At 40.8% G+C, this 17,242-nt stretch carries 12 protein-coding genes; 11 read left to right on the top strand and 1 reads right to left on the bottom strand.

The window, feature by feature from the left end; genetic code table 11:
* Window positions 1-16: 16 nt before the first annotated feature.
* The 3 genes from ACZ9EE_RS19835 to ACZ9EE_RS19845 all read left to right on the top strand — a co-directional run bounded on the left by ACZ9EE_RS19835 (window position 17) and on the right by ACZ9EE_RS19845 (window position 5,250).
* Entirely contained in the window at window positions 17-982 is a 966-nt protein-coding gene (locus ACZ9EE_RS19835; protein WP_476029797.1) for a 6-bladed beta-propeller, read from the top strand.
* A gap of 117 nt (window positions 983-1,099) precedes the next feature.
* Complete coding sequence (locus ACZ9EE_RS19840) at window positions 1,100-2,965, top strand: cytochrome c3 family protein (protein ID WP_476029799.1); 1,866 nt, start codon at window positions 1,100-1,102, stop codon at window positions 2,963-2,965.
* A 287-nt stretch (window positions 2,966-3,252) separates the two neighbouring features.
* Window positions 3,253-5,250, top strand: a complete 1,998-nt coding sequence (locus tag ACZ9EE_RS19845) for a hypothetical protein (protein WP_476029801.1) — start codon at window positions 3,253-3,255, stop codon at window positions 5,248-5,250.
* 96 nt (window positions 5,251-5,346) lie between these two features.
* On the opposite strand, the gene ACZ9EE_RS19850 is transcribed toward ACZ9EE_RS19845, so the two are convergent.
* The gene (locus tag ACZ9EE_RS19850) at window positions 5,347-7,281 is read right to left on the bottom strand and encodes an SEC-C metal-binding domain-containing protein (RefSeq protein ID WP_476029803.1); all 1,935 of its coding nucleotides are present in this window, start codon (window positions 7,279-7,281) and stop codon (window positions 5,347-5,349) included.
* A gap of 305 nt (window positions 7,282-7,586) precedes the next feature.
* Here ACZ9EE_RS19850 and prfB point away from each other — a divergent pair.
* The 8 genes from prfB to ACZ9EE_RS19890 all read left to right on the top strand — a co-directional run bounded on the left by prfB (window position 7,587) and on the right by ACZ9EE_RS19890 (window position 17,153).
* Window positions 7,587-8,688, top strand: a protein-coding gene (gene prfB, locus ACZ9EE_RS19855; protein ID WP_476029805.1) for a peptide chain release factor 2 whose coding sequence is annotated in 2 segments (ribosomal slippage) — window positions 7,587-7,658 and window positions 7,660-8,688 — 1,101 coding nt in all. Because the reading frame shifts where the segments join, the coding sequence is not laid out codon by codon here.
* A 486-nt stretch (window positions 8,689-9,174) separates the two neighbouring features.
* Window positions 9,175-10,041 (top strand): YitT family protein, encoded by an 867-nt coding sequence (locus ACZ9EE_RS19860; protein ID WP_476029807.1) that lies wholly within the window; start codon window positions 9,175-9,177, stop codon window positions 10,039-10,041.
* Between the two features lie 54 nt (window positions 10,042-10,095).
* The gene (gene cccB / locus ACZ9EE_RS19865) at window positions 10,096-10,452 is read left to right on the top strand and encodes a cytochrome c551 (RefSeq protein ID WP_476029809.1); all 357 of its coding nucleotides are present in this window, start codon (window positions 10,096-10,098) and stop codon (window positions 10,450-10,452) included.
* Window positions 10,453-10,707: 255 nt separating this feature from the next.
* Window positions 10,708-11,394: a cell division ATP-binding protein FtsE gene (gene ftsE, locus ACZ9EE_RS19870; protein ID WP_476029811.1), complete on the top strand. Its 687-nt coding sequence runs from the start codon at window positions 10,708-10,710 to the stop codon at window positions 11,392-11,394.
* Window positions 11,384-12,277, top strand: a complete 894-nt coding sequence (ftsX, locus tag ACZ9EE_RS19875) for a permease-like cell division protein FtsX (protein ID WP_476029813.1) — start codon at window positions 11,384-11,386, stop codon at window positions 12,275-12,277. The genes ftsE and ftsX overlap by 11 nt, the downstream gene beginning before the upstream one ends.
* 259 nt (window positions 12,278-12,536) lie before the next feature.
* The gene (locus ACZ9EE_RS19880) at window positions 12,537-13,853 is read left to right on the top strand and encodes a murein hydrolase activator EnvC family protein (RefSeq protein ID WP_476029815.1); all 1,317 of its coding nucleotides are present in this window, start codon (window positions 12,537-12,539) and stop codon (window positions 13,851-13,853) included.
* A gap of 336 nt (window positions 13,854-14,189) precedes the next feature.
* Window positions 14,190-15,644 (top strand): S41 family peptidase, encoded by a 1,455-nt coding sequence (locus ACZ9EE_RS19885; RefSeq protein WP_476029817.1) that lies wholly within the window; start codon window positions 14,190-14,192, stop codon window positions 15,642-15,644.
* A 315-nt stretch (window positions 15,645-15,959) separates the two neighbouring features.
* Window positions 15,960-17,153 carry a PDZ domain-containing protein gene (locus ACZ9EE_RS19890; RefSeq protein WP_476029819.1) on the top strand — a complete coding sequence of 398 codons (1,194 nt, stop codon included), beginning with the start codon at window positions 15,960-15,962 and terminating at the stop codon, window positions 17,151-17,153.
* The last annotated feature ends 89 nt before the right edge of the window (window positions 17,154-17,242 follow it).

Below are 17,242 nucleotides of genomic sequence, written 5' to 3' on the forward strand. Positions count from 1 at the left end.
CAAGGGGTGAAAACCAGTGAAGAAAAAAACCGTGTACATCTGGATGAGCGGAATAGTTATCTTAGTAATAGCGGCGTTTACTGCAATCTATTTTCTAAATATGGAGTCAACTGTAAAAAAGGCATCAAATGTGATTGACCCTAACTCTCCTCCAACCTTTAGTCAGCTTTTTTACGGTGATTTTGATAATGCGCTAGACAAGCCAATGGATGTTACTAAAATTGGAGAATTTATCTATGTATCAGATACAAACAATAAGCGGGTTCAAGTTTTTGACAGTTCAGGGTCACCTGTCTTTAAGTTTGGTAAAGAAGGCGAAGGTAAAGGTGAATTTAAATTTCCATACGGGATTGCCGGGGATAAAAAAGGCAATGTCTATGTAGCGGATTTATATAACGGTAAAATCTCAATATTTGATCCTAAAGGCAAATTCATTAAATACTTTGATGATAAAGAAAAACTAATAAAATCGCCTGCTGGAATAAGAATCTTTGATGAAAAATTATATGTAACAGATGTACAACAAAACAAAGTATTTGTATTAAACCTTTCTGGAAAGAAGCTAGAGGAAATTAGTACTGGTGCGACTAAGGATGACACATTTAAAGCACCGAATGCGATTGCCTTAGATAAAAAGACAGATGAACTGTTTATCTGTGATTCAGGAAATCAGCGAGTGCTAGCTTATGATAAAAAAGGTAAGTATCTACGAACTATTAATGGTTCTAAAGATGGTAAAGGTTCTTCCGTTTTTGTTAATCCACGTGGAATTGGTGTTGACTCGAGAGGTGTTCTCTATGTAGTGAACAATTTATCTCATACGATTTATGGATTTAATGAAAAAGGTGAGCAAGTCTTTACGTTTGGCTCTATGGGAGACCAAAATGAACAATTCTATCTTCCTAATGGATTATATGTTGATGATAATGACCGGGTCTATATCACCGATACGTTAAATCAACGTGTGGCCTTATACTATTAAACTATCCTTATTTAAGGAGGTGGTGCTTGAAATTAGGGTAATGAGATAATTTCATAGTTTACATTAAAGAGAGAGAAAAAGAGAAAAAAAGAGAGTTTCAATGGGAGGTTTTTTGGAATGAGTAGGATTAAATTAAGCTTTTCATTCCTGCTAACATTAATGTTAGTAGCAATGTTTAGCATTGTGGTTTCCGCTGCGCCAGATAATGGAAATACTCCAAACAGCTATAACCCAGCTGTAACAGGAAAAGGCACAGACGTAAAAGCTGGCGTACAAACAACTGATACTGGCAAAGACAACAATATAACTAATGCCAACAAATCTGGGTCGGGAGTAGGAACTAACGATGGTTCTACAGTAGGGCAGGTTCTTAAATCTACTGGATTAAAGAAAGCTGATGGAACTCACAACCAACGAACACACGGCGAATACATGAACAACACCAACTCTTGTGCTAGCTGTCACCAAACACACACTGGTGCATCTGCTGGTTTATTGTTCAAAGATGGCGAATATGCAACATGTACTGCGTGCCATGACGGTACATTAGGATTCTATAACGTTATGACAGGCTCTAACTCTGCTGGTACTTTCGGCGGAACTCATGATGGTAACATGTCTGCTCACTTAGCTAACGGTACTGTTAAATTAAGTGCTGCCCCTGGAGGAAACAACGCTGCTGTAAGTGAAGCTACTTCAACAAGAGGCGGAGAATGGACAGAAGAATTCACTTGCGCAAACTGTCACGCACCGCATGGTTCTTACTCTGACCGTTTATTACACGAAGATCCAAACGGAATGGGTAACACTCTTATTAAAGACGGTGGTAAAAAATTAGAAAACGCTCCGGTTGTTGATAAGGATGATATTTCTAACTTCACAACTAAAGTTGCTGCAGGAAACATCACTTACAAAGATGCAGCTAAAGTAGACCAAACAGCTAACTATATTGTTTTCCGTTTTAATATTGGTGATACTTTACAACCAACAAACGCTGATTACACTGCAAAAGGATTAAAAACTGGTGACGTAGTTCTTCAATTAATGAAATGGGTTCCTAAATTAGACCATGATGGCAATGAAATTGCAGGATCTACGTATGTAATTGATACTGACCCATGGTTACATGAATATGACTTTGATACTGCTCATACTAAACACTATTGGACTGCATTCTATGATGGTACAGTATTTCAAAATACCGATAGTAGCAATAAAACAACTTATAATGAAGACCCAGCGTTCTTAGGTAAGTATGTTGACAAGGTTTCCACTGACAGCTTAAAAGCTGGTGAAAAATTAGGCTCAGGCTTCCTGGGTGTAAGAGCTGATGGTGTTGCTAATTCAGCAGCAACTAAGTTAACAACTGCTGTTAATGGAGTTACTTTCGGTAATATTGCACGTGGTTATGTTGTTAAGTTAGCTAAAGTAATGCCTGCTGCAGGTTCTACAGATGATATTAACAACGTTTACTCAACAGATGTATCTGCTCTATGGGCAAGCAAAAAGGCTGATGGTACAACTAACGCTGCCTATGTAGCAAACCGTGGGGTTGCGATCTCTACTTGGTGTGCTTCTTGTCACACTGACTACCTTGCTTCTTCTGGTAAAGAGACAGGAACATTTGACCATGCATACCGTCACACTACAAATTCTGACACTTACACTTGCGTACGCTGTCACTATGCTCACGGAACTGACGTAACTATCATGCGTGATGCTCGTGGTTTAACTTATGATGATATTATGAAGGATACAACTAACTATCCATTCACTGGTGCGACTGATCGTGCAGCTGCTGTTAAAGATTATCTATTAGATAAAAACCCATCTTCTGCATTAAAACGTTACACTAACATGGCTGTATGTTGGGGATGTCATACTTCTTCCCACTCTGGTGGTACAAGAAATACAGACACTTACCAATACAACCCAACTCCTGGTGTAGATACAGATCGTAACGGTATTGAGTTTGACTATTAAAAAAAGCCATCAAATAGCCCCACTATTTGATAGCCCTGAATGAATAATTAAGTTATTAAAATGACAGCTCACCTTAGGTGGGCTGTTATTTATTTAAATTGAACCATAAAGTTCACAATATTGTCAATTATGTGGTTCACAATGTTGTCAATTTATCTTCACAGTTCTGTTACCCAATTCACTTTCTAATAAAAGTATAATAATAATGTAGATTACAAGAAAAAATCATTTAAATATTTATTACCTTGTTAACTTTTATACATTATAGAAATTTAATTTCAGCATTTATGTCAAAGCAAAAAAAGGAATGGCCATCCATGATCTCAAATAATCCAAGAAATAAAATGCTAATTTTTTTTATTGTACTTATATTTTTTCTTCTATCAACCACCATACCCTCAATTGCATCCGCAGAAGAACAGATTCCTATTACGGATTCTCCACAGGCTGATACAGTTGATAAACCTCCGGCTACGGCTGATCAAACAACTCTTGTTACAGAACCAGCGGTTGTTGTAACAACGACTGAAGCCACCGATAAAATTAAGCCTTCAATATTCGTAAAAAGCATTACGCTGCAAGGTGATGGGATAACTGTTGCTGGAACAGTTTTAGACAATCAGCCGGCCACTGAACCATTAGCTTTGAATATTATTTATCCAGACGGCCATAAAGATGCTTTAGTCCCTAATTCGGGGGCCTGGACATTTAAGACAGCTGTCACAGCAAAACTTAATCGATATAAACTAGAGGCAATCGATGCCGCTAATAATACCGCAGAAGTTTTTGTACAACGTCCTTATATTAAATCTATTACTATGAATGTCTTTAAATATAAGCAGAAGGATTATGAAGGCGCTGAGCCCTATAAAGTAGAAGATGTAACTGCAAATATTAATATACTTGATAAAGATGACATCACCCGAGTATCTTTAAATCAAACCATAATAATAGAACTAAGCGACACATTAACTTATCCGATTGATAACAATCATAATCCTTTTATCATTTATGATAAAAACAAACAAGAAGTTCCATTCGACGTTGACTTTACACCTTCATCTAATAAAATAACACTTACAAATAAAGCTGCGCTGAATCCTGGTGAAACTTATTACTTAAGGTTTAACCCAAGCCTAATCAGTGTTAATTATAATGATGGTACTAGAAAACTAGTTGATGATTTGACTAACCCGTTTTATTCTGTTACCAAACAATTTACAACGGTTAGTAATGCAGCAAAAAACTTCGCGGTTAACGGATATACCGTTCAGGAAATGAATAACCTACAACAACTGCCACATGGGGAATACAACAATAATGTCAATAACTGTGCGATTTGCCATAATACTCACGAGGGTGCAAATAGTAGTTTGGAAGATAAAGATATTGCAGAAGGATACTGTTTGACCTGCCATGATGGAACAACAGGCCCTAAAATGGTAAACTTTGATTCATCCATAAAATCGAGGCATGAAACACAAAAAATCACCGAACACGATACGAAGTCTGGATCCTGTACAGCCTGTCATAATCCACATTTAACTTGGAGTGAAGACAACCCTAATTTGCTTATTGATCACTATGTATATAATCATAAAGCAGAAGATACTTGGGAAGGCAATTTAGTTGGGAAAATTGACAGCAATGTTCAAATGTGCGAAGCCTGTCATGGCAGATTTACCTATTCCTATAAGTCCTTAGCAGAGAAAAGTGGCGGTTATAATGTCCTTCATTATCGACAAGAGACTACTGCAATTGGGAATATATCAGAAACTCAAGATGTGAAAAATGTGGATGATTACAACTTGTGTTTTACTTGTCATAATAGTGAAAAGGAAACAAAAGATGGTACTAAGGATATCCTAACCTATTATACTAATGATGATTCCAAACATATCATGTCAGCTTTGGATGGAAGTAAACTAAATGGTCAGCTTCCTTGTTCAGAATGCCATGATACACATGCATCGCAAAATATATTTTTATTAAAAGATAAACTAGGCCATGAAAATCAGCAAACATTTATTTTAACCAAAATAGGTGATTGGACAACCCAAAAGAAACGTGATTATTGTTTAACTTGTCATAATGGTGAAACAGTCCTTTTCGGTGTAACAGGAAAAGCTATCTATGATGAAACGGGTCAATCACTCATTACCACGAACGATACAGTAAAAGCAGCACATGCAAGGGATAGAATAGATGTGGATTGCTCTACTTGTCATAGCAATAGTAAGTCATTTACCGAAGCTGTGCATGCGCCAGTAATATCAACACGATAAAAATCGAGGGGTTATAGCCTCTCGATTTTTTAATAGGCTAAAGCATAAAAAGCCTTCAGGCATTCCTAATGGAGCCGAAGGCTTTTTCCATTCTATTTATTTACCCTTCAACCATTCCCTCAACCCATCAACCTTCTTCCACAAATGCAAATGCATATCCGCATACACGATCGCTTCATTCTCATCCCCAAAGCCAAAATAGTCAGGAGGATAAGCAGGCAGTCTTTTTTTACCAGTTAAATACGGAACCACATACTTGTTTTCCTTTTTGGCACCCTTCAAAAGCATTTCAGCTTTAGCCGAAAACCCATGTTCAATTAACTCCAATAAAAGCCGGTTATATAAAGATTGGGCGGTGGTCTCCTCATATTGTTCCAGAATCGCATGAGCCTTTGCAAAATCTCCTAAATCCATATAAGCAACAAACAAAGAGTAACGGACCCCCTGGTTATCCATTGGATTTAATTCAAGCAATTCTTCATATTGCCGAGCCGCCTGGTCTATTTTTCCCAAAAGCGAAAGGGCTTCGGCATAATGGAGTTTGGCGTGCATAAATGGTCTTGTTTCGACCAATCCCCAAAAATAGCCCTTGTTTTCTTTGAAAAAGTCCTTACCAAGCTCACGTTCACCCGCCTGTATCCCTTTTTCATATAATAAAATCGCTTCTTCTAAGCTCTTTGTCTTTTCAGCAAGAATCACATAGGCATCGACACAATTCGGATTTAGTTTTAATGCATCCTCCGCATATTTATAACGCTGCTTTCCGTCTGATTGCAAGGCATCATAAATCAAGTTACGAGCCCGCTCCTCATCACGCCTGGAAATCTTTCGTACGGTGGTTTTCTTCGTTGGTTTGTCCGCCCCAGGTGGAAAGATTGTCAGATTAGGACCAGCTGCAGTATTTTTTTCAGCTTGAGAACCTTTAGGAAACTCAATAACAGGTGCCAGTTGCCCCTTAGGCAGGACAAACGTATCATCCTTACCCACATTGGCCAACCCGAAAAACTCGCCAATTTCCTCCTCTAATTCGAATTCCAAATCAGACACAACCGAGGATATACTGCGGGCAGAAACTCCGTATTGCTGGGCCAGCTCCTTTTGCGTTACGGTTTGGTCCAATGGAGTGATCGTCGACAATAAGTAATGAAGGGCAGCTACATAAATATTAGGATTTTGGATTCGCTTTTGTTTCTTTTTGCAGAATTGATACCAGAGAATAATGCCCGTATCTAAGACAGGAGGGGGCAAATCATTTTCAAGTTGCTTCATAAAAAGATCGGCTACTTCCTTGTAAATAGGAGCAGGCCAATCCATCTCGTCTACTTCCAACAAACTGCCTATCATAGGGAGCTCAGTTACTATGTCTATAAAGAAGTCGGTCAAATACTCCTGTGGTGAATCATAATCAGCATCAAGACTACTTTCCTCAATGTAGGAAATAGCAAGGTCTGGGTTGAGGCCTGGCAGGTCTAAGGGTGCCGGAAAGAAGACATATTGTTGCTCAAATGGAAGCAGGATCCCAACAATAAATGATCCTTCCTCCACCTGAAGGGAATCGGTTAGGTTAATCGTCCCAAGGTGTTCCGACGTGAACCCATCTTCGATCGTCAGTTTGTTTTCATCCACAGCGATTACTTTTCCGGCAATGGTTCTGGCTTCCGTCCATGTTTGTAAAATATGCTTTAACTTAGGTCGTTTTATTTTTCCAGCTTCGGCTTGAATGAATTTTTCCAGGATCGTCTCCCCATCGTCCAGCCCTTCAAACAAGGAGAACCAAATGGAGTGCATCATTTCATAGAATTCATGCTCCTCGTCATTTACGATGTCGCTACTTGCTTCTAATACTTCAAAATCTTCCGCCATTTCATCTCCAAAGTGATAGTAAGCGAAATGGAGGAATTGTTTCTGCAGCACATCTATTTCGTTTTCAAGGACTTCGGTGATGGAAATGGCATCCGTTGCTCCGCAGCACTTTTTATACTTTTTCCCACTCCCGCAAGGACAAGGTTCATTACGGTTGATTTTCTCCATGCTCCTTATCTCCTTTTCAATAGTATCGCCCACATTTGGTAGTTCCTTTTCTATGTATAAGTTTGGAGCTATGTCCAGTTTATTCTTATTTTATAGTACCATCTTTAACACATTGAAATATATAAATACTAAGGATATTTAATGGATTTTTACGATTTAATCCGAGCTGATGTGTGGGGAAGACTTTTTGAAAAAGTATGAAATAAATCGTCTAATTTTGAATTTAATCAGGTTCTCACGCTATAATGGATAGGGACTAGCTAATTAAATAAAGATGATAAACAATTTTTATAGAGGTGAAGAAAATGGAATTAGCAGAAATTCGGAATGAACTTGAGAAAACAGCTAAGACATTAGCGGACTTTAGGGGGTCTCTTTGACCTTGAAAATAAAGAAGCCAGAATCGCACAGCTAGATGATGAAATGCTTCATCCTGATTTTTGGAATGACCAAGAGAAGGCGCAGGCGGTTATCAGTGAAGCGAATGGGTTAAAAGATCAAGTGAATGAATTCATGGAACTAAATGACTCTTATGAGAATCTAGAGCTGACCTATGAACTTGTCAAAGAAGAAAATGATGAAGAATTGCGGGCTGAGCTCGAAGAAGAGCTGGAACAACTAACCACCCGGTTAAGCCAATTTGAGCTCCAGCTTCTTTTGAGTGAGGAATATGATAAAAATAATGCCATCCTCGAGCTCCACCCCGGTGCAGGCGGGACGGAATCACAGGACTGGGGTTCGATGCTGCTGCGGATGTATACCCGCTGGGCGGAGAAGAAGGGCTTTAAGGTGGAAACGCTCGACTATCTTCCTGGTGATGAGGCTGGCATTAAGAGTGTGACTTTGGCGATTAAAGGTCATAATGCCTATGGTTATTTGAAGGCAGAAAAAGGGGTTCACCGCCTTGTACGGATTTCGCCGTTTGACGCATCCGGCCGCCGGCATACTTCGTTTGTTTCCTGTGAAGTCATGCCTGAGTTTAATGAAGAAATTCAGGTCGAAATTCGCACCGAGGATTTAAAAATTGATACGTACCGTGCAACAGGTGCAGGTGGACAGCATATCAATACAACCGATTCAGCTGTGCGGATTACCCACCTGCCGACAGGAGTGGTCGTGACCTGCCAATCGGAACGTTCACAAATTAAAAACCGTGAGTCAGCGATGAAAATGCTAAAAGCGAAGCTGTATCAGCGGGAAATTGAGCGCCAGGAACAAGAGCTCTTGGAAATCCGAGGTGAACAGAAGGAAATTGGCTGGGGCAGCCAAATCCGTTCTTATGTCTTCCATCCTTATTCCATGGTAAAAGACCACCGGACGAGTACAGAGAGTGGAAATGTGCAAGCCGTGATGGACGGAGATTTAGACCAGTTTATTAATGCCTATTTGCGTTCAAGAATTTCATAATTATAAAAAAGCTTTTGCCGATTTGCTTGGCAAAAGCTTTTTTGTGGTTAGTAGTTTGTTGTATCCGCCAGAAAGCTTTGAAATCGCCAGTAAAAAGTGGTTATCCGCCAGAAACGAGCTGCTATCCGCCAGTAAGCGGCCGTTAAGCGCCAGAGAAGTGGAGTTATCCGCCAGTTAAGCGTGGAGTCGCCAGTAAATAACTGCTATCCGCCAGAAACAAGCGGCTATGCTCCAGTAAGCGGCCGTCAAGCGCCAGTAAATAGAGTTATCCGCCAATAAGTCAAGCACCCTCCCAAAGACAATGCCCTAAATGAATATCAAATACCCTTTCATGAAAACACAAACAACGGTAAATGCTAAACCTAGCTAACTGTTCACTGCACTATCACTTTATCGCGTTAACTAAATGCCATTTACACCATTATTTATCAAATGCTATACTCACTTTCGGTTCATTTATCTGGATAGAAATAGAGGAGAGTTTGTATGAATGTATTAAGCAATTTAACACACACAGATCCGAAATGGAGAGTAACAGTTGATTATATTTTCGTGTTAGTGGGGGCGGCAATTATTGCCTTAACTTTTAACGTGTTTTTACTTCCTAATCAAGTAGCGTCGGGTGGAGTCAGTGGGATCAGTACGATTTTAAAAGCTGTCTTTGGATGGGAACCGGCCTTTGTTCAATGGGCTTTTAATATCCCGTTATTTATTGCCGGAGTTATATTTTTAGGAAAGCAATTCGGCATCAAGACGCTTGTCGGCACCATCTTTTTGCCGTTTGTGGTTTACTTGACGAAACACCTTGACCCATGGACACATGATGCCCTGCTGGCTGCGTTATTCGGAGGGATTGGCGTAGGTCTGGGGCTTGGGATTGTGTTCCGCGGAAATGCTTCGACAGGCGGGACCGACTTGGCGGCTCAAATCATCAATAAATATACAGGCTTTACCCTTGGGAGATGCGTAGTGATCATTGACGGGTTAATTGTGCTGACGGCTGCGGCTGTTTTTGATATTGAAAAAGGCTTGTATGCGTTAATAGCCCTTTATGTGACAAGCAAAACGATTGACCTTGTTCAGGTTGGCTTTGGCCGTTCGAAAATGGCAATGATCATTACAAATAACCAAGATGAAGTTAGAGAAGGAATCTTGAATAAAATTGACCGTGGCGTGACAAAACTATCAGCATATGGTGGTTTTACAGACCATGAACGGCCAGTGCTTATGTGCGTGGTGGACCAAACGGAGTTCACAAAATTGAAACAATTAGTTAAATCCGTTGATCCATCTGCATTTGTCATTGTGATGGATGCGGCTGAAGTACTGGGTGAAGGTTTCAAACGCGCATAGGGTTGGTATAATAGTACATTGATGGAAACTTTTTCTCAAAAAGGGGGTAAGGTAATGATGAAAAAACTGTTAGCCCTATTACTTGGAACCTCTCTTGTTATGGGACTTGCTGCCTGTGGCGGTGGCAATGACGATAACAAAAAGGATACGTCTAAGGATAATGGAGGCGGCACAACGGAAACAGCAAATGCCGGTGATGCCCAAAAAATTTACGATCAAAAGTGCTCAAGCTGTCACGGCGGTGATATGAAGGGTGCAATGGGTCCGAACTTAACTAAGGTTGGTTCAAAGTATTCTAAAGCTGAAATTCTAGACATTCTTAAAAACGGTAAAGCAGGCGGAATGCCGGCAAAAGTGGTTACGGGCGACGACGCTAATACCATGGCTACGTGGCTTGCAGGAAAAAAATAAAGGAATAAACAAAAACGTTCTGTTAGAGTTCAACAGGGCGTTTTTTTATTTGCTTAATTAATTTAGAATAGTTAGAAATTTGTCAAGATATGTTTCTCTTGAAAAGAAACTGTAATATTTTTACCGTTTTATTAGCGAATTATGATGTTATAATAAAACCAAGCGAGATTATGCACATATTTTTTGTTTTTTTGGCCCAATTTGTAAAAATACGAAGGTTGCTGTCGAACAATCTTCCATAATAGGTGATAATCAATGATAGAACTACTAGATGTATATAAGAAGTATCCGAATGGCGTAACAGCCATTAATGGTATAGATGTCCGAATTAATCAAGGTGAATTTGTTTATGTAGTTGGACCAAGTGGTGCCGGTAAATCAACCTTTATTAAAATGATGTACCGTGAAGAAGTCCCCTCAACGGGTACGATTACGATGAATGGCGTCAACCTTGCCAAATTAAAAATGAAAAAGGTACCGCTGTTTAGAAGGAATTTAGGCGTCGTGTTCCAAGACTTTAAACTCCTCCCGTCCTTAACCGTTTATGAAAACGTGGCCTTTGCCCTTGAGGTTATTGAGGCCCAGCCAAAATTTATCCGCAAACGGGTAATGGAAGTACTAGAGCTTGTTGGCTTAAAGCATAAAATTAAAATGCTGCCAACAGAGCTATCCGGCGGTGAACAACAGCGTGTTTCAATTGCCCGTTCCATCGTCAACTCACCCAAGGTTGTGATCGCGGATGAGCCAACGGGTAACCTGGATCCAGACACATCATGGGAAATTATGAAAATTTTTGAGGAAATCAATAACAGAGGAACCACTGTTGTGATGGCAACGCATAACAGAGAGATCGTCAATACATTAAAACATCGCGTAATTGCTATTGAAGGCGGTAAGATTGTTCGTGATGAGCAAAGAGGTGAATACGGTTATGAAAATTAGAACAGTTGGCCGTCACGCCCGAGAAAGTTTAAAAAGTATTAAAAGAAACGGCTGGATGACCTTTGCGTCCGTTGGTGCCGTTACCGTTACATTAATCCTAGTGGGTGTGTTTTTCGCCATTATGATGAATCTTAACAGGGTAGCACAAACGATTGAACAAGACGTAGAAATTCGCGTGCACATAGACGTTGCTGCTTCTAAACAGGATCAGCAAACGTTAAAAAATGAGATTGATAGTATACCAGAAGTAAAAAGTATTAAATTCTCACCAAAAACGCAAGAACTAAATAACCTCGTTAAGAGTCTTGGTGAGGATGGTAAAGCGTTTAAGCTTTTTGAACAGGATAACCCGCTAAATGATGTCTTTATCGTCAAAACGAAAAATCCTGCTGATACGATGAAAGTAGCGAAGTTGATTGAAAAAGACAACTTTGTCGCAAAGGTCAAATACGGTCAGGGTAAGGTTGAAAAATTATTTAAATTTATCAATGCGGCCCGAAACGTTGGTATTGTTCTTGTCATTGGATTGTTCTTTACGGCTATTTTCTTAATCTCCAATACCATTAAAATTACGATTATTGCGAGACGAAGAGAAATTAAGATTATGAGGCTAGTAGGGGCAACGAATACGTTTATTCGCTGGCCGTTCTTCTTAGAAGGTTTATGGCTCGGCATTATAGGCTCGATTTTACCGATTGTCCTGATATCGATTGCCTACTATCGTGCTTATGATTATATTGGCCCTAAGCTTGCTGGGACCTTTATCAAGATATTGCCGTTTAACCCATTTATGTATCAAGTTTCAGGCATTTTGATTTTAATGGGTGCACTGATTGGTGTATGGGGCAGTGTCATGTCCGTACGTAAATTCTTAAGGGTATAACTTTTTTAAAAGGTAAGAAATTATAATCTACTTTGATAACTGGCCAGCTCCAGCGCCTAGCCCCTCGAGGTCATAAGCCAATCCGTCCAAAAGGTTAAAGTACAACCTTTCGGCCGGCTCGTCTTATGCTTGTCGGGGCTGAACAAGGCGCTTGCGCTTTTCTTAGGAAGGACGATTCATTTGTCCTTCCTTCAATCATGATTAGAGCAGGTAAGCAACGGTTTACCTGTGTATAGAGAGATGGAGGGAACAATCGGTTATGAGGAAATCAGTAGTTACCCTTGCCGTGACGGCAACGGTAGGATTTGGAACTATTTTTGGAGGATCATCTGTAAGAACAGAAGCAGCATCTATTTCCAGCTTAAAAGGTGAGCAGAACAAAATTCAGGAACAGCGCTCCGATATCAATTCCACTATTAATCAAAAAAGCAATCAGATAACTGATCTACAGAATCAGCAAGCAGATGTAAAAAATGAAATTTCTAGATTAGATAAGGCGATTACTGACTCGACTAATAAGATTAATGAAACAACCGCTAAATTAGAAAGCACTAAAGCTGAGATTATGACGCTTCAAGGGGAAATGGAAGTCATTAAAGACCGGATTGAGAAACGTAATATCCTCTTAAAAGACAGAGCACGCAGCTATCAGGAAACCGGCGGGATGGTTAACTATATTGATGTATTAATGGGTTCCACTAGCTTTAGCGACTTTGTGGACCGTGCCAATGCGGTAGTAACGATTGTGCAGGCTGACCAGGCAATCCTCAAAGAACACGAAGCGGATAAGCAGGAATTAGAAACAAAGCAAGAGCAAGTAAAAACAAATCTGGCCAGCATCGAAAAAATGGTCGCTGATTTACAAAAATTAAAACAACAGCTAAATGTACAAAAGGCTGAAAAAGATCAAGCATTAGCGAGCCTTAAGGATCAAGAAAATGAAGTCCACGAGGGCTTAATGGATTTACAAGAGCAGGATGCCCTTCTTGCCGCTCAACAGACAGCGATTCAAAAAGCTATCAAGATGGAGCAAGAAGCCCAAGCGAAAGCGGCTGCCGAGGCAGCAAGAGCTGCAGAAGCTGCTAAGCGTCAGGCGGCAAGCAGCAACAGCAGTAGTACAAGTTCTAGCAGTAGTTCTGGCCGGGTAAGTTCCGGAGCCACTCCTGGTGTATCCAGCGGTTATTGGACACAGCCTGCTGTTGGCTATTTAAGCTCTGGATTTGGAACACGAGGCAGTGAAAGGCACGTCGGTGTAGACATTGCCAATCGTGCTTCCGTGCCGATTGTAGCGGCTGCAGATGGTGTCGTCATACGATCCTATTTATCTAGCAGTTATGGAAACTGTATCTTTGTCTCCCACTCTATTAATGGACAAGTTTACACTACTGTCTATGCCCACATGTCAACACGTTTGGTCGGCAGTGGAGCTGTCGTGAAAAAAGGCCAGCAAATTGGTGTGATGGGTAACACAGGAGATTCAACAGGCCAGCATTTACACTTTGAACTTCATAAAGGTCCGTGGACACAGGATAAGCGTTTTGCGATTAATCCTGTCGGCATTGTGCCATTACCATAGCAGAAAAGGAAGGAACCAACTGGTTTCTTCCTTTTTCGTTGTTCAGGAAGTAGCTTGTGGATAACTGTTATAAAAGGACTGTCGACGTCCAGCTCCAGCGCCTAGCCCCTTGATGGTCTACAGCCAATCCGTCCAAAAGGTTAAAAAGCAACCGTTCGGCCGGCTCGTCTTATGCTTGTCGGGACTGACCATGGCACTTACGCTTTTGTTCCTTCATCCCGCTTTTCTAATCATAACTCGTCCATTCCTTACATATAAGTTAATAATCGGGCAGGAGTTCGGTGGATTTTGACAAATAGATAGGACAGGCATTTTTTTACTTGAGGAGGATTCGGGATGAATCGTAGATGGATGGCCCTGTTAATGACAGGTTCACTGCTGACAGGAGCAGGGGGCACTTATGCTGGAATGACTTATTTTAATAAAACAGATACTGCAGCAAAATTGAAACAGGCAGTCAGCCCTAAAGAACAAGCAGCAGCCTCCGAGGCAAATACAGACAATCTTGAAAAGGTAGAACAGGCCTATGACCTGATTTTAAACCGCTATGTTGAAAAGGTGGACCGGAACCAGCTGGTCGAAGGGGCCATCCAAGGGATGCTGTCCGTTCTAAAGGACCCATATTCGGTTTATATGGACAAGGATACAGCGAAGCAATTTACCCAAACATTAGAATCATCCTTTGAAGGCATTGGTGCCGAGGTCGGAATGGTTGATGGAAAAATTGTTATAGTATCGCCTTTTAAAAATTCACCGGCCGAAAAAGCAGGCATCAAGCCAAATGACCAAATTTTAAAGGTAAATGGAAAAAGTGTCGAGGGGCTCGATTTAAATAAAGCTACCCTCAAAATCCGTGGAAAAAAAGGAACCACTGTTGAACTAGAAATTGCTAGAAAAGGCTTAAGAGAACCGTTGAGCATTGATGTGAAACGGGATGAAATTCCACTTGAGACCGTTCATTCTTCGATCAAGAAACAAGATGGCAAAAAGATTGGCTATATTGAAATCACCTCGTTCTCCGAGGATACGGCTGCTGATTTTAAGAAAGACTTAAAGGCGCTTGAAAATGACCGTATTAAGGGGCTCGTCCTTGATGTACGCGGTAATCCTGGCGGTTTGCTAGATAGTGTCGGGGAAATCTTAAAAGAGTTAGTTCCAAAGGATAAACCATATGTACAAATTGAGCAGCGCAACGGCGAGAAACAACGCTTCTTCTCAACCCTTTCCAAGAAAAAGGATTATCCTGTCCTTGTCCTTGTTAATAAAGGCAGTGCCTCTGCCTCTGAAATATTGGCAGGTTCACTTCAGGAGGCAGACGGATATAAGCTTGTGGGCGAAACCACGTTTGGCAAAGGGACCGTTCAGCAGGCCATTCCAATGGGAGATGGCAGCAATATTAAGCTGACATTGGCGAAGTGGCTGACACCGGATGGGAACTGGATCCACAAGAAAGGGATTAAACCGGATGTTGCCATCAAGCAGCCAGCCATCTTTGATACCCATCCGATTCAAGTAGATAAGCCAATGGTGGAAGATATGAACAATGAGCAAGTCAAGAATGCGCAAGAAATATTAGACGGACTGGGATTTGAACCGGGCCGGAAGGATGGTTATTTTAGTGAGGAAACCAAGGTAGCAGTAAAGGGCTTCCAGCAGGAGCATAATCTGCCGTCTACCGGAAAGATCGATGAAAAGACGGCAGCTAAACTGGAAGAGGCAGCAGTGCAGGAAATGAAAAAAGAGAAAAATGATCTACAGCTAAAAATGGCGTTAAAATTAATCGCGAAATAAACTCGGCAGGGGCTTTTAGCCTCTGTTTTTTTGTGGAACAAGGATCATTTGTAGTTTGGCGGGAAAAGTGTCTAATCTAGCGGAATTATCAGGAATTTCCGCGGAAATAGTAGCAGATTACACGGAAATGTTCCAGATGTTGACGGAATTCCTCCAAAATCCTGCGGAATCGACTTCATGTGAGGACAAAATTACCATTTTCCTTATTTCTAAAAACTAGCAATATGTTTTATGTTATTAATTTGGTAAAATAAACGTTAAGAGATTTTTATTTCCTATATTTATAGAATTTATACTAGAGGCAGGTGGCAGGGAATGGTAGAAACGTGGCTTGTGGAATTATTAAAAGGGGCAGGCAGGTTATTTCTTCATCCTGTTTTATACTATCTCGTTTTCCTGGCTGGGATATTAGGTGTCAAAAGGGTAAAACGTGAACGTAAAAATTTTCATATTCGGGCGGAAGATGCCTATTTTGAACTACGGCAGCTATTTCCAATCGGAATTGTCATCGGGCTTATCCTGTCGATCATCACGATCGCGGCAGGAATCGCTGTACCATTTGCCGCAATTTTACTGATTGCCGGTTTCACCCTGATCTGGTCATTGACGACCAATATACGGTTGATGTCACCAGCGTATACGCTTGGGGCATCATTTTTCGCGATTATAATCATTGCGCAATATAATTGGTCGATTCCCCTATTTTCAAAAGCGTTTTCTTCCATTGATGATAAAGTCTATCCATCAATGGTGGTTATTCTCGGCTTGTTGTTACTTGCCGAAGGCATCCTGATTTTTAAAAATGCCAGCAAAGGCTCTTCCCCTAAGCTCGCAAAAAGTAAGCGCGGCCAAGTGGTTGGAGTCCATGAAGTTAAACGACTGTGGATGGTGCCCTTGTTCTTACTGATTCCCGGGAATGCCTTACATCTACCGTTTGAATGGTGGCCGGTCTTCCATTTGGGGGCAAAGGAGTATTCATTGATTTTTGTACCGTTTGCGATTGGGTTCCATCAGCAAATTAAAGGCATGCTTCCACAAGAATCGATTCAACTGCATGGGCGCCGAGTCATCGTTCTGGGGATTGTGATTTCACTGCTTTCGCTTGCAGGATATTGGTATCCGTTGTTGTCGATTGTTGTCGCGGCATTGGCAGTCATTGGCCGGGAATTACTAGCATTGATGGCCTATTTGAAGGATGAAAGCATGACTTCGTATTTTTCTAAGAAAAATAATGGTGTGATGATTATCGGGATTATTCCGGAATCACCAGCCAGTAAAATGGGACTTCAGGTCGGGGAAATTATTTCGAAGGCCAACGGGGTGTTGGTCCGCGATGAGCAAACCTTTTATGAAGCATTGCAAAAAAACCGCGCCCACTGTAAGCTCGAAGTGTTCGACACAAAAGGCGAAATCCGCTTTGTACAGCGCGCTCTTTATGAAGGAGATCATCACGAGCTCGGTGCCCTGTTTGTGCATGGTGACCAGAAGTATGATGAAAAGATTGGGTAGTTTATGAAATAGGAAGCGAAAGAGCCTTCAGCTTTGACTGATGGCTCTTTTTTTGCTGAATTAGTAAAATTATTTATTTTGCATCAGAA

It is taken from the genome of Bacillus sp. URHA0034, assembly GCF_056280405.1.